11 protein-coding genes and 1 pseudogene are annotated in these 12,272 nt (G+C 53.5%); 9 read left to right on the forward strand and 3 right to left on the reverse strand.

The genetic code is table 11. From position 1 onward, the window contains the following. Positions 1–5: 5 nt before the first annotated feature. Positions 6–1,007, forward strand: a complete 1,002-nt coding sequence (locus IAE30_RS18815; protein ID WP_200680668.1) for a zinc-binding alcohol dehydrogenase family protein — start codon at positions 6–8, stop codon at positions 1,005–1,007. Between the two features lie 87 nt (positions 1,008–1,094). Beyond that, positions 1,095–1,748: an oxygen-insensitive NAD(P)H-dependent nitroreductase NfsB gene (locus IAE30_RS18820; RefSeq protein ID WP_045833255.1), complete on the forward strand. Its 654-nt coding sequence runs from the start codon at positions 1,095–1,097 to the stop codon at positions 1,746–1,748. A gap of 145 nt (positions 1,749–1,893) precedes the next feature. On the opposite strand, the gene IAE30_RS18825 is transcribed toward IAE30_RS18820, so the two are convergent. The 3 genes from IAE30_RS18825 to IAE30_RS18835 are packed head-to-tail and all read right to left on the reverse strand — an operon-like array spanning position 1,894 to position 4,732. Then, the gene (locus IAE30_RS18825) at positions 1,894–3,273 is read right to left on the reverse strand and encodes a heavy metal sensor histidine kinase (protein WP_200680669.1); all 1,380 of its coding nucleotides are present in this window, start codon (positions 3,271–3,273) and stop codon (positions 1,894–1,896) included. Further along, positions 3,270–3,944 (reverse strand): heavy metal response regulator transcription factor, encoded by a 675-nt coding sequence (locus IAE30_RS18830; protein ID WP_045833257.1) that lies wholly within the window; start codon positions 3,942–3,944, stop codon positions 3,270–3,272. Before IAE30_RS18830 ends, IAE30_RS18825 begins: the two co-directional genes overlap by 4 nt. Positions 3,945–3,970: 26 nt before the next feature. Further along, on the reverse strand, positions 3,971–4,732 hold the full coding sequence (locus tag IAE30_RS18835; RefSeq protein WP_200537115.1) for an alpha/beta hydrolase: 762 nt from the start codon (positions 4,730–4,732) through the stop codon (positions 3,971–3,973). Positions 4,733–4,982: 250 nt separating this feature from the next. On the opposite strand from IAE30_RS18835, the gene IAE30_RS18840 reads away from it, so the two are divergent. From IAE30_RS18840 to IAE30_RS18870, 7 genes and pseudogenes are all read left to right on the forward strand, one after another. After that, positions 4,983–5,963, forward strand: a complete 981-nt coding sequence (locus tag IAE30_RS18840; protein WP_200537116.1) for a TIM barrel protein — start codon at positions 4,983–4,985, stop codon at positions 5,961–5,963. A 50-nt stretch (positions 5,964–6,013) separates the two neighbouring features. Continuing rightward, on the forward strand, positions 6,014–7,054 hold the full coding sequence (locus IAE30_RS18845) for a substrate-binding domain-containing protein (protein ID WP_097118840.1): 1,041 nt from the start codon (positions 6,014–6,016) through the stop codon (positions 7,052–7,054). A gap of 16 nt (positions 7,055–7,070) precedes the next feature. Next, complete coding sequence (locus IAE30_RS18850) at positions 7,071–8,573, forward strand: sugar ABC transporter ATP-binding protein (RefSeq protein ID WP_200680670.1); 1,503 nt, start codon at positions 7,071–7,073, stop codon at positions 8,571–8,573. 33 nt (positions 8,574–8,606) lie between these two features. Continuing rightward, positions 8,607–9,578, forward strand: a complete 972-nt coding sequence (locus IAE30_RS18855; protein WP_045816842.1) for an ABC transporter permease — start codon at positions 8,607–8,609, stop codon at positions 9,576–9,578. Further along, the gene (locus tag IAE30_RS18860) at positions 9,578–10,435 is read left to right on the forward strand and encodes a MurR/RpiR family transcriptional regulator (RefSeq protein ID WP_200680671.1); all 858 of its coding nucleotides are present in this window, start codon (positions 9,578–9,580) and stop codon (positions 10,433–10,435) included. Before IAE30_RS18855 ends, IAE30_RS18860 begins: the two co-directional genes overlap by 1 nt. Positions 10,436–10,437: 2 nt before the next feature. After that, complete coding sequence (locus tag IAE30_RS18865) at positions 10,438–11,301, forward strand: PfkB family carbohydrate kinase (RefSeq protein ID WP_200680672.1); 864 nt, start codon at positions 10,438–10,440, stop codon at positions 11,299–11,301. A gap of 181 nt (positions 11,302–11,482) precedes the next feature. Then, positions 11,483–12,253: pseudogene (locus tag IAE30_RS18870) on the forward strand (transporter substrate-binding domain-containing protein). Positions 12,254–12,272 lie beyond the last annotated feature (19 nt).

Below are 12,272 nucleotides of genomic sequence, written 5' to 3' on the forward strand. Positions count from 1 at the left end.
GCTGGATGAAAGCGATTGTTTATAGCCAAAATGGTTTACCGATTTCCGATGAAAATGCGTTGTATGAACTGGATGTTGCCCAACCGCAGCCGGGCGCGCGCGATTTGCTGGTGAAGATTCACGCGATTGCCGTTAACCCGGTGGACACCAAAGTGCGTAACGGTGCGCCAACGGATAAACCGCGCATTCTGGGTTGGGATGCCGTCGGCGTGGTGGAAGCGGTGGGCGAGGCGGTTACGTTGTTCCAGCCGGGCGATGAAGTGTTTTACGCGGGCGATATTACGCGTGCAGGCAGTTATGCCGAGTATGGGCTGGTGGATGAACGCATTGCCGGGCATAAACCGCGTACCCTCAGTGATGCCGATGCCGCTGCATTACCCCTGACGTCGCTGACCGCATGGGAACTGCTGTTTGACCGTCTGGAAGTGCAGGCAGAAGACAATGCGGCTTTACTGATTATCGGTGCAGGGGGTGGCGTGGGATCGATCCTGACGCAGCTGGCGCGCAAACTGACCAGCCTCACGGTGATTGGTACGGCTTCGCGTCCAGAAACCGCAGACTGGGTGCGTTCACTGGGTGCGCATCATGTGGTGAATCACCAGCAGCCGTTGGGTGAACAGCTGGCGGCGATTGGCTATCCACAGGTGCGTTATGTGGCATCACTGACGCACACTGATAGCTATTATCCACAGTTGGTGGACGTGCTGGCCCCGCAGGGAAAACTGGCACTGATCGATGATCCGGAAACGCTGGACGTGGTGCCGCTGAAACGCAAAGCCATCTCGCTACACTGGGAGCTGATGTTTACCCGCTCACTGTTCCAGACCAGCGACATGCAGCGTCAACACGACATCTTGCAGCGCGTAAGCCAACTGATCGATGACCAGACACTGAAAACGACCGCAGGTGAACATCATGGCACCATCAACGCGGCGAATCTGCGTAAAGCCCATGCGCTGATCGAAAGCGGTCGCGCACGCGGAAAAATCGTGCTGAGTGGCTTTTAACTCTTTGAAACACAATTCGTTAACCGCTGTGTAAGCGCGGCGGGTAAGGTATGGCCAATTTGTCACTTATCCCTTCAGGAGAACACCATGACACTTAATGACGCAGTGGCTCGTCGCCACACCGTAAAAGCCTTTGCCAGTGGTAAAAGCTTGCCGCAGGAAGAGATCGAAACGCTGCTCAACGTGCTGCGCAACAGCCCGTCTTCCGTCAACTCTCAGCCGTGGCATTTTGTGGTGGCTTCCACGCCGGAAGGACGTGAGCAGATAGCACAATCCACCACCGGTGCGTTTGTCTATAACGGCCCGAAAGTGCTCAATGCTTCCCATGTGATCGCGCTGTGCATGCGCACCGATCTGGATGACGCACATCTGCAAAATGTGCTGGCGCAGGAAGAGCAGGATGGCCGTTTTGCCAAACCCGAAGGTAAAGCCGGTCAGGATAAGAGCCGCCGTGGCTATGTCGACATGCACCGTTATGAGCAGCGTGATATCCCGCAGTGGATGGAAAAACAGGTTTACCTGGCGCTCGGTGGTTTGCTGTTAGGTGCCGCGATGTTAGGGATTGATGCGACGCCGATGGAAGGTTTTGATCAACGTGCGCTGGATCAGGCGTTAGGCTTGCGTGAGAAAGGCTTTACCAGCGTGGTACTGGTATCGCTGGGTTATCGCAGCGACGAAGATTTCAATGCGGCGCTGCCAAAATCACGTTTGCCGCGCGAAGAGATTTTCACCTTTATTTAAGCCGTCGTGGTGCAAGGCTCTTCACTAGAGGCCATATAGCAAAGGCTGTCACGGTTAAAAGTGGCAGCTTTTTGTTTGGCTGAAAATACCGGAGGACGTGTAGACCCCTTCTGCTGCTGCCAGGCAAACATCGCACCATTCAGATTTAATGTGGAAACAGCAAACTAAACCGATTCACCCCGTTTTCACTGCTCACCGCACAACTGCCGTGATGCAAGCGCATGATGCTGCGTACAATCGACAACCCCAGCCCGCTGCTGCTTTGATGGCGTGATGCATCGGCGCGCCAGAAGCGATCAAACATTCTTGCCTGCTGCTCGACACTGAGGGGCGCACCGTCATTCTCCACCACCAATTCGATTCCCTGATCGCGCTCCGCACTTAGCACGCGAATGGTTGATTCTCGCTCGCCATAGCGCAAGGCATTCGCCATCAGATTTGCCAGTGCACGCTGCAACAGTTGCGGATCGGCGCTTAATTCTCCCTGCATACGCATCTCCAACCGCATCGCATGCTCTTCGGCCATGCCATCAAAATAGTCCTGCAATTTCTCGCCCAGCTGTGCCAAATCGATAAGCTGCCAATCCATCGCCTGGCTGGCGTCTTCCGCTTTAGCGAGGAACAGCATGTTATCGATCATCTTCGCCAATCGCTCCAGCTCCTCATAGTTGGAACCCAGCAACGCCTGATAATCGCCCACGCTGCGCGGCTGACTGAGCGCCACTTCGGTCTGGCCGATCAAGGTACCAATCGGGGTGCGCAGATCGTGCGCCATATCTGCCGAAACCTGGCTGAGTTGTTGATAGCCCATTTCCAGGCGACTGAGCATCTGGTTGAAGGCGGCGACCAGCGGTTGCAGTTCAGTCGGCGCATCGCTGAACTGGATGCGGTGTGATAAACGTCGCACATCGATAGCATCGGTTTCTGCTGCCAGCCGACGTAATGGCGACAAGCCGCGCCGAACCAGCCAGATACTTAATGCTGCGACCAGCAGCGCAGCCAATGCGGTCGATACAATGATCTGGTCGCGATAGCTATTTAGCGTTTGGGTACGATCGCTCATCAGGCGGCCAGTCATGATCTCAATTTGCCCGTTGCCATCACGCGTGGGGGCTAAAGCGGCGGCAGAAATAAAAGGCGTGCCGTCCTCTGCCTGCTGGTGATGTACAGAGGCCAGGCTCAGTGGCTGATCGGCGGGCACGGGCGCGATGTCCGGCAGGGGGCGTGCGCCGGGATTGACCACAATCAGCGGGGCTTGACCGGGAAAGCGCAGCACCAGCAAGGATTCTGTGTTGCCCAGCATATTGGCAAACAAGCGCGGTTTTTGCTGGATTAGCGTAATGGCGTTTTCATCGCGCAGCAACGTACGTATCTGGTCGATGCGCGTCAGCAGGGCCGCGTCATCGCGGACACCAATCTGCTTCGCCAGCGACTGATACAGCGCAAAGCCGCTCAGGGCAAAAATCACGATCACCGTGATGCTGAGCAGCACGGATAAGCGGGTGGCGAGCGAAAGTTTCGTCATGCTTCAGCTTCGCAGCGATACCCAACTCCGTGCACGGTGTGAATTAGCGGTTGGGCAAAGGGACCATCGATTTTCTGGCGCAGGCGTTTTACTGCCACGTCTACCACGTTGGTGTCGCTATCAAAATTCATATCCCATACGCGGGAGGCGATCACCGTGCGCGTCAACACTTCGCCGGGATGCAGCATAAACAGATGCAGCAGGTTGAACTCTTTATTGGTGAGGTCGATGCGTTGACCCGCACGCTCAACCCGGCGTTTAAGGATATCGAGTTGCAAATCGGCGAGGATCAAGAGATCGGGCAATTTCTGTTGGCCGCCGCGTCTTAACTGGGTGCGTACGCGCGCCAGCAGTTCAGCAAACGAGAAGGGCTTCACCAGGTAATCATCCGCTCCCAGTTCCAGCCCTTTGATGCGATCTTCCAGCGTGCCCTTAGCAGTGAGGAAAATGACCGGCGTATGGATTTGTTTATCCAGCGCGGCCATCACCTCCCAGCCGCTCATGCCGGGCATCATCACATCGAGTAAAATCAGATCGTAATGATGCTCCTGGGCAAAGAACAAACCATCTTGTCCGTTTTCCGCCACATCCACGATAAATCCCGCTTCGGTTAATCCTTTGCGCATGTAATCGCGCGCTTTGGCTTCATCTTCAATCACCAAAATTTTCATGCGCATCTCCGGGCGGGATGAGGGTGTTAGGGTTGTGCCTGCTGAGCAGCCTGTTCAATCAGTTTCGCGACCTCATCAGGATGAGATTCATACACCGAGTGACTGGCGCCGGCGACTTCAACGGTGTGGCTGTGCGCGCGTTTGGCGTACATCCGCTCCAGATCAGGGTTTATGATTTTGTCAGCTTTCGCCACCATGTACCAGCTAGGCTTGGTCTTCCACGCCGGGTCTGGAATATTGGCGGTGAATACAGCGGCGTTGGTTGGCATCTGCGCGCGGGCTTCAAAATCCGCCTGGGCCGCCGGTAAATCCGCGGCGAAATCGCTGTGATAATTTTCTGGCGCGATGGTCAGATAGCCATCAGTCGATTTGGCAAACGGATGCGCGCTGTTCGGGAATTTCTTGCCGTTGATCGCTTCGGTTTCACCATTGTCCAGTGCATGAGCGGCGATATACACCAGACCTACCACTTTGCTGTCGTTTCCGGCTTCGGTGATGATTGCGCCGCCATAGCTGTGGCCGACCAGAATCACTGGCCCGTTCTGCTGATCGATGATGCGGCGGGTGGCGGTGACATCTTCCGGGAAACCGGTCAGCGGTTCCTGTACCAGCGTCACTTTATAGCCATCATGTGTCAGGCGGTCATACACCGGACGCCATCCTGCACCCCCCACAAATGCACCGTGTACTAACACAATATTCTTCACCGGCTGCGCTTTGGCGTGTGCCGCGCCGCCTGCCATCGCCAATAAAATGCCCGCTGCTAACGTCAGTTTTTTCAGTTTCATGTTTGTGCTCCAGATAAGGAAGGTTCGGGCACAGGATATGAAAATGGCTCTGACAGCAGGGTGAGCGAGTTATGACAAAAGAATGACAGAGGCTGAGCGCTGATCGATCTCAGGATTTCGTGAACGGCCTCGCAAATTGAAGCGATGCCGTCTTGCTAAACAAATTGGCTTGTGTAATTTATGCCATAACTTCACAAATAATCGTGAAGAAGGAAAGTACATTACAACCAGCACTGAAGGATCCTTCCTCATGTCAGAATTAAAGTTTGCCACACGTTTGAACTCTTTCGCCTCCGGGGCGCACTTATACTGGCCAGATCTCCAGGGAAAACCTTCTGTATTACAGATGATTGCGCGCGCCGGTAAGGTGAACGGCCTGACGCATCTCGATCTTAACTATCCGCAGCACATGACCAGTGACATCCCCACCATGCGTCAGGCTATTGCCGATGCGGGTCTGGCGGTCAACGGCATGCAGATGCGCTGGGATGCTCCTCAATTCAAAATTGGTGCTTTTACTAACCCTGATGCCAAAATTCGTCGCGAAGCCATTGAATTAACTAAGCGCGGTATTGACGCGGGCCGCGATTTTGGCTCAAGCCTAATGACCTTGTGGATGGGCCAGGACGGTTTCGATTATTGCTTCCAGGCCGACTATAAAAAGATGTGGGAAGACGCAGTCAGCGCGGTGCGAGAAGTGGCCGAATATGCGCCCGAAATCGACGTCAGCATTGAATACAAACCGAATGAGCCACGTGCTTACAGCATCTTCCCGAATGCCACCACCTGCTTGCTGGCCGTGGAAGAAGCAGGGTGTGCCAATCTCGGCATTACGCTGGATTTTGCCCACGTGCTGTTTGCCAATGAAGTGCCTGCGTTTGCGGCTGCCATGGTGGCACGTCGTTCACGCTTGTTAGGACTGGACCTGAATGATGGCTGGGGCAAGCGCGATGATGGTTTGATGGCGGGCTCAGTGAATCCACGCGCCACGCTGGAATTCTTGTGGCAGATGCAGCGGGATGGCTATCAGGGGGCTTACTACTTCGACACCTTCCCGGATGCCAGCGGCCTCGACCCAATCCGTGAAGCGGAAATTAACATTGTTACTGTGAAGCGCCTGCTGAAGTTGAGTGAAAAACTCAACAATAACCCAGCATTGGAAGAAGCAATCAGCCGTCAGGATGCGGTGGCCTCACAACAAATTGTGAATGACATCATGCTTGCACAATGAGCAAGCGAGTAACCCTGCACCTCAAATAAAACGATAAAAAGGCTACCACCATGAAAAAGCTCTTACTCTCTGTACTGACCTCCGCATTGCTGTGCTCCAGCGTGCACGCTGCTACCTTGGCTCCCCTGAAATCTGATTCAGAACCTGATCGCACGGACTGGACGCAGCTGGAAAGCAAATACGGCCCGATGCCCAAAGTCGACAGCAAGCTAAAAATTGGTGGCGTATCGAAAACGCTGACCAATGAGTACTGGCGTTCACTCGGCGAGGGCTATCAAAACGTAGCGAAGAAGTATGGTTTCACCGTCGCTTACCAGGCTGCCGCCAATGAAGATGATCAAATGGGCCAGCTGTCCATCGCTGAAACCCTCATTGCGCAGGGCTTTAATGGCTTACTGGTGTCACCTCAGACAGATATCAACCTTGAGCCGGCATTGGAAAGCGCCAGCAGCAAAGGCATTCCAGTGGTGAACGTCAACGATGCCGTGGTGCCAAGCGCCCAGTACTATGTTGGTAACGTGCAGAAAGACAACGGCGTACGCGTCGCCAAATGGTTTATTCAGCACTATCCGCAGGGCGGCAAAGTGGCGGTGATTGAAGGCCAACCGGGCGTGTACGCGGCCGGACAGCGCACCGCAGGCTTTAAAGAGACGTTGCAGGCGAATGGCAAGTTCAACATTGTCGCCAGCGTGCCAGCGAACTGGAGTCGCGAGCAGGCCTTTAACGCCGCATCGACTATTCTGCAGCAACATCCGGATCTGATTGGTTTCTACGCCAACAACGACACCATGGCGCTGGGCGTGGTGGAAGCGGTACGTTCGCTGAATAAAGCCAAACAAACCGCAGTATTTGGTACCGATGGTATTTCTGATGCCTATGCTTCGATTAAGCGCGGTGAACTGACCGGCACGGTCGATAGCTTCCCGATCCTGACCGGGGAAGTGGCCATGGAAGTGATGCTGCGTCTGGTGAATGGGCAGAAACTGTCGCGTGTGATTGCGACGCCACAGGCGCTGATCACCAAAGAGAATGCCGATGCCTTCTCTACCAAAGACAACGACAAATTGCGTCAGTTGCTGGCTCAGCAGTAATACAGGCGGAGAGCGTATGGAACAGTATCGCTTAATGATGCGCGGCATCAATAAAACCTACGGTAGCGCCATCGCGCTACAGGATGTGGACTTTATGGTGCGACCGGGCGAAGTGCACGCGCTGATCGGTGAGAATGGGGCAGGCAAATCCACGCTGCTGAACATTCTCTCTGGCGTGCGCCCGGCGGATAGCGGTGACATCCACGTCAACGGCGAGCCAGTGCAGATGAAAAATCCGCTCAGTGCGCGCCATGCGGGCATTGCGATGATTCATCAGGAGTTGCAGCATGTTCCTGAGCTCTCCGTTGCCCAGAATATGTTTCTGGGGCGCCCCATGACCACCCTGAACGGTTTGTTTGTCGATAAACGCGCTCAGCTGGCACGTGCTACACATATTTTGAAGCAGCTTGATCCCAGCATTAATCCCGCTGAGCCGATCAAGAATCTAAAGGTATCGCAGCAGCAGATTGTGGAAATTGCGCGTGCACTGCTGGACGAGGCAAAAATCATCGCCATGGATGAGCCAACATCCAGCCTGACGCCGCGTGAATTTGAGCGCCTGGCGGAGTTGATAGCAGATTTGAAATCCACCGGCGTCTCACTGATTTACGTATCGCATAAGATGAATGAAATCTTCCAGGTCTGCGATCGCGCCACCATCATGCGCGATGGTCGTCAGGTCGGGGTGGTGAACATCTGCGATGAAACTGAAGAGAGCATCGTCGCGAAGATGGTAGGGCGCAAAATCGATAAGCAAGCCCACCAATCCTGGGCCACCGATCGTGAGGTGCTTCAGGTTGAGAATGTGACGCGTGGAACGGAAATCAAACCGGCCAGTTTCAGCGTTTGCGCCGGGGAAGTGTTGGGCGTGGCGGGTCTGGTGGGTGCAGGCCGTACCGAATTACTTAAACTGATTGCCGGTATCGACAAACGTAGTGCGGGTGAAGTGCGCGTTAATGGTCAGTCAGTGCGCAATCACAACGTCAGCGCGGCAATTCGTGCCGGTATTGGTCTGGTGCCGGAAGATCGTAAGAAAGAGGGCATCATCAAAGCGCGTGCGGTGAAAGTAAATATGGCGCTGCCATCGATGCGCAACTTCACACTCGCGGGCGTCATTCGTAAAGTGAAACTGGACGCGGTGGCGCAACAGGTGATGTCAGACTTAAAACTGCGTCCGCTTAATATCGAAAAACCGATTGGCACTCTGAGTGGCGGTAATCAGCAGAAAGTGATTATTGGGCGCTGGGTGGCAGCGGATGCTGAAGTGTTTTTATTTGATGAGCCAACCCGGGGAATTGATATTGGGGCCAAAGCTGAAATATATAACCTGATCGAAAAGTTGGCCCAGCAAGGTAAAGCGATTGTCGTGGTGTCGTCAGAAATGACCGAGATATTACGTGTATCCGACCGCGTCTTAGTGATGCGGGAAGGAAAAATTACGCGTGAATTAACAGGTGATGACATTACCGAAGAGAATATCGCACGCTTTGCCATAAACGACATTAAAGAAGCCGTCTAGCACTTAATCTGCACTCCATAAATAGGCATAACTATGATGACGCAAACAAACACACAGCCAGCGGCTGCGCCGTCGGCAAAATTTAAATTAAATCTCCGCGATGCCGGTACGTTAATCGGGCTGTTAATTATCGTGGTGACATTTTCATTTTTGTCACCGGTATTTTTTACCGTGCCAAACTTGCTGAATATTTTACAGCAATCTTCCATCAATGCGTTGATTGCATTGGGGATGACGCTAGTGATCATTTCCGGCGGTATTGATTTATCCGTTGGGCCGACCGCTGCGCTCTCTGCGGTATTGGGCGCTACCCTGATGGTGGCCGGTGTGCCGGTGCCGGTAGCGATTCTTGCCACACTTGGTATCGGTGCGTTGTGCGGGGTGTTCAGCGGGATGCTGGTGGCCTATGCAGGACTGCAACCGTTTATCGTCACGCTGGGAGGACTTTCGCTGTTCCGCGCCATCGCGCTGATTTATACCGGCGGTAATCCGGTGTTTGGCATCCCGATGGAGTTTCGCAGCATTATTAACAGTGATGTGTTCGGTATTCCAACCCCGATCATCATTGTTGCGGTGATTGCGCTGGCGCTGTGGCTGGTGATGAATAAAACGCCGTTGGGTGAATATATTTTGGCGGTGGGCGGTAATGAAGAAGCAGCTCGTGTGGCTGGCGTACCAGTTAAACGCACCAAAGTGACGGTGTTCATTATCTCAGGCACCTTAGCGTCACTGGCATCGCTCATTCTGATTGGGCGGTTAGGCGCGGCTGAGCCGACTATCGGCAATTTATGGGAACTGGACGCAATTGCCGCCGCGGCGATTGGTGGTGCCTCACTGATGGGCGGAAAAGGCAGTATTGTCGGCACCATCATCGGCGCCATCATTCTTGGTGCATTACGTAATGGCTTGACTCTGCTGAATATTCAGGCCTTTTATCAATTGCTTGCTACTGGCCTAATCATTATCATAGCGATGTTGATTGACCGGGCGACAAGAGGCAGGTAATGAAGCAAGATCCGCGAGCCATTGGCGCTCAAATACGTATGCGATTACCGCAACTCACGCCGCTGGAGCGGCGTGTTGCCGAAGCCATCATCGCCAGAACCGACATTAATGAACAGACTTCGCTGCAAGAAATTGCCGAAGAGAATAATGTTTCCCAGGCGATGATTGTGAAAATCACTAAGAAGCTCAATTTTACCGGCTTCCGTAATTTTCGCACTGGACTGATTTATTATAATCAATCTGAAGTGGCGGGTTTGCATGCGGAAATTGAGCCGGACGACTCGTCGGAACAATTACTGGCCAAAGTATTCAGAACTTCAATTCAGGCGATTGAAGAGTCATTATCGATTCTTGATATTTCTGAGTTTAATCGTGCTGCCGATATTTTATTTAAAGCGCGCCACATCGATCTGTATGCCGTTGGTGGTTCCGCCACGGTGGCGCGGGATTTATCGCACAAGCTGCTAAAGATTGGGATTAAGTCCACGCCTTACGACGATGCGCATATTATGCTGATGTCTGCAGCCGTGTTATCGGATGATGATGTGGTGATTGCAATCAGTCATTCAGGTGCGACGCGAGCAGTAAACGATCCCATTAAACTGGCGGCACGAAATGGCGCAAAGATTATCGCTATTACCAATTATGCCGAGTCGCCTATTGCGCGTAATGCGCATGTGGTATTGACATCAACCTCTCAGGGATCGCATCTGCTTGGGGAAAATGCGGCTGCACGTATCGCGCAATTAAATATTCTCGATGCGCTATTTGTGGCAATCGCCAAAAAAGATTTAAAGCTGGCGGAAAAAAATCTGATGAAAACCCAGCGTGCGGTTCAGGATCTGCGGGACTTTTAGACATGAACAACATTATCGTCGCCGGTAGCCTGCATTACGACATTATGCTGGCGGCCCACCATCGCCCGGAAAAGGGCGAAACCGTCATGGGCAGCGGCTGTAGCTATAAATTTGGCGGTAAAGGGGGCAACCAGGCGGTAGCGGCAGCCCGCGCAGGTGCCGCGGTGCGTTTTATTGGCGCGGTAGGTGCTGATGCGCAGGGCGAGTTTCTGCTCACAGCGCTGCGTGATGCAGGCGTTAACACCGATGCAGTAGCGATTTTGCCGGATATGCCTTCAGGAATGAGCGTGGCAATCAGTGATGCGGAAGGCGATTACGGTGCCGTGGTGGTGTCCAACGCGAATCTGCATATCGATGTGGCTAAGCTGCCTGATTCGCTGTGGCAGAGTGTTGGCTTGCTGGTGTTGCAAAACGAAGTGCCCGCCAGCGTGAACCTGCAACTGGCTCAGCAGGCCCGGCAAAAGGGGATTGCGGTGTGTATCAATGCCGCACCAGCGCGAGAAATTGAACCGGCGCTGGCATCCTGCATTGATCTACTGATTGTGAATGCGGTAGAAGCTCGCGACATGTGCCAGATCGAGGTCAATGATTTGACCTCTGCAGAACGGGCGGCACAAAAACTGGCGGAAGATTTCGCGCAGGTGATTGTGACGGCGGGTGAGCACGGTCTGGCGGTGTGTCAGTCGGGTGAGCCGGTACAGAGCCTCTCCGCCATCCCGGTGAAGCTGATCAGCACCCATGGCGCAGGCGACTGTTTTGTCGGTGTGCTGAGCCAGGCACTGATGTCCGGATCCTCCCTGCTTGGGGCGGCAGAGAAAGCGAATCAGGCAGCCGCAGAGCACGTTTCTCGTCCTGCCATCGCGTAACAACTCACCTCACATCTCCGGCATTAAGATTCTCTTACTGCCGGAGATAAAATCACTTAACTCCTTCTGTTTAATAAGAATTACCTCTGCATTATTTCCACTATTTTAGTGGTGGTAATGTTTGCGCCATGTTATTAACTCTGCATGCCGTCGAGAATTTACCTGCCTGCTGGAGATAACAATGAAAAAAAGTTTGTCCTTCGCATTACTGCTTTCACTGGGCGCTTTCAGCACCTTATCGTTTGCTGAGCAGACGTTGCGTTTTGGTGTGGATCCGACTTTCCCACCGTTTGAATCCAAGGCCAGCGATGGCTAACTCAAAGGATTTGATATCGATTTGGGTAACGCCATTTGTGCCCAGGCAAAAGTAAAATGCCAGTGGGTGCAGATTGGCTTTGATGGCAGCATCCCGGCGCTGCAGGCGAAGAAGTTCGATGCCATTCTGTCGGCGATGTCGATGACCGAAAAACGTCGCGAGCAGGTTGATTTCAGCAACATGCTGTACATCACTCCAAGCGCACTGTTGACGCCGAAAAGCAGCACACTGACCGAAGATATCAGCACGCTGCGCGGCAAGAATATCGGCGTCGCACAAGGCACCATCCAGGAAACTTACGCCAAAGCGAAATGGGCTGCGCAGGGCGTGAATGTGGTTTCCTATCCGAATCAGATGGAGATCTATCCCGATCTGGTGGCGGGGCGACTGGATGGCACACTGGCAAATGCGGTGTCAGCGGATCAGGGGTTCCTGAATACGCCGGAAGGCAAAGATTACGTCATCAAAGCGACACTGGTGGATAAAGAACTGCTGGGCAATGGCGTGGGAATTGGTCTGCGCAAAGGCGATACCGTGCATCTGAAGCTCATCAATGATGCGCTGGCCGAACTGCATAGCAACGGCACTTACGATCAGCTCGCGAAGAAATATTTCAAGTTTAAGGTCTATCCATAAGCGCCATTATTTACAGGAA

The organism is Pantoea sp. S61 (genome assembly GCF_016625145.1).
GTDB classification, from domain to species: Bacteria; Pseudomonadota; Gammaproteobacteria; order Enterobacterales; family Enterobacteriaceae; genus Pantoea; species Pantoea rwandensis_B.

Bases quoted from the DNA above. Each gene is read 5' to 3' on its own strand.
- IAE30_RS18815 (WP_200680668.1), top strand. From the start codon at position 6: ATGAAAGCGATTGTTTATAGCCAAAATGGTTTACCGATTTCCGATGAA.
- IAE30_RS18820 (WP_045833255.1), top strand. From the start codon at position 1,095: ATGACACTTAATGACGCAGTGGCTCGTCGCCACACCGTAAAAGCCTTT.
- IAE30_RS18825 (WP_200680669.1), bottom strand. From the start codon at position 3,273: ATGACGAAACTTTCGCTCGCCACCCGCTTATCCGTGCTGCTCAGCATC.
- IAE30_RS18830 (WP_045833257.1), bottom strand. From the start codon at position 3,944: ATGAAAATTTTGGTGATTGAAGATGAAGCCAAAGCGCGCGATTACATG.
- IAE30_RS18835 (WP_200537115.1), bottom strand. From the start codon at position 4,732: ATGAAACTGAAAAAACTGACGTTAGCAGCGGGCATTTTATTGGCGATG.
- IAE30_RS18840 (WP_200537116.1), top strand. From the start codon at position 4,983: ATGTCAGAATTAAAGTTTGCCACACGTTTGAACTCTTTCGCCTCCGGG.
- IAE30_RS18845 (WP_097118840.1), top strand. From the start codon at position 6,014: ATGAAAAAGCTCTTACTCTCTGTACTGACCTCCGCATTGCTGTGCTCC.
- IAE30_RS18850 (WP_200680670.1), top strand. From the start codon at position 7,071: ATGGAACAGTATCGCTTAATGATGCGCGGCATCAATAAAACCTACGGT.
- IAE30_RS18855 (WP_045816842.1), top strand. From the start codon at position 8,607: ATGATGACGCAAACAAACACACAGCCAGCGGCTGCGCCGTCGGCAAAA.
- IAE30_RS18860 (WP_200680671.1), top strand. From the start codon at position 9,578: ATGAAGCAAGATCCGCGAGCCATTGGCGCTCAAATACGTATGCGATTA.
- IAE30_RS18865 (WP_200680672.1), top strand. From the start codon at position 10,438: ATGAACAACATTATCGTCGCCGGTAGCCTGCATTACGACATTATGCTG.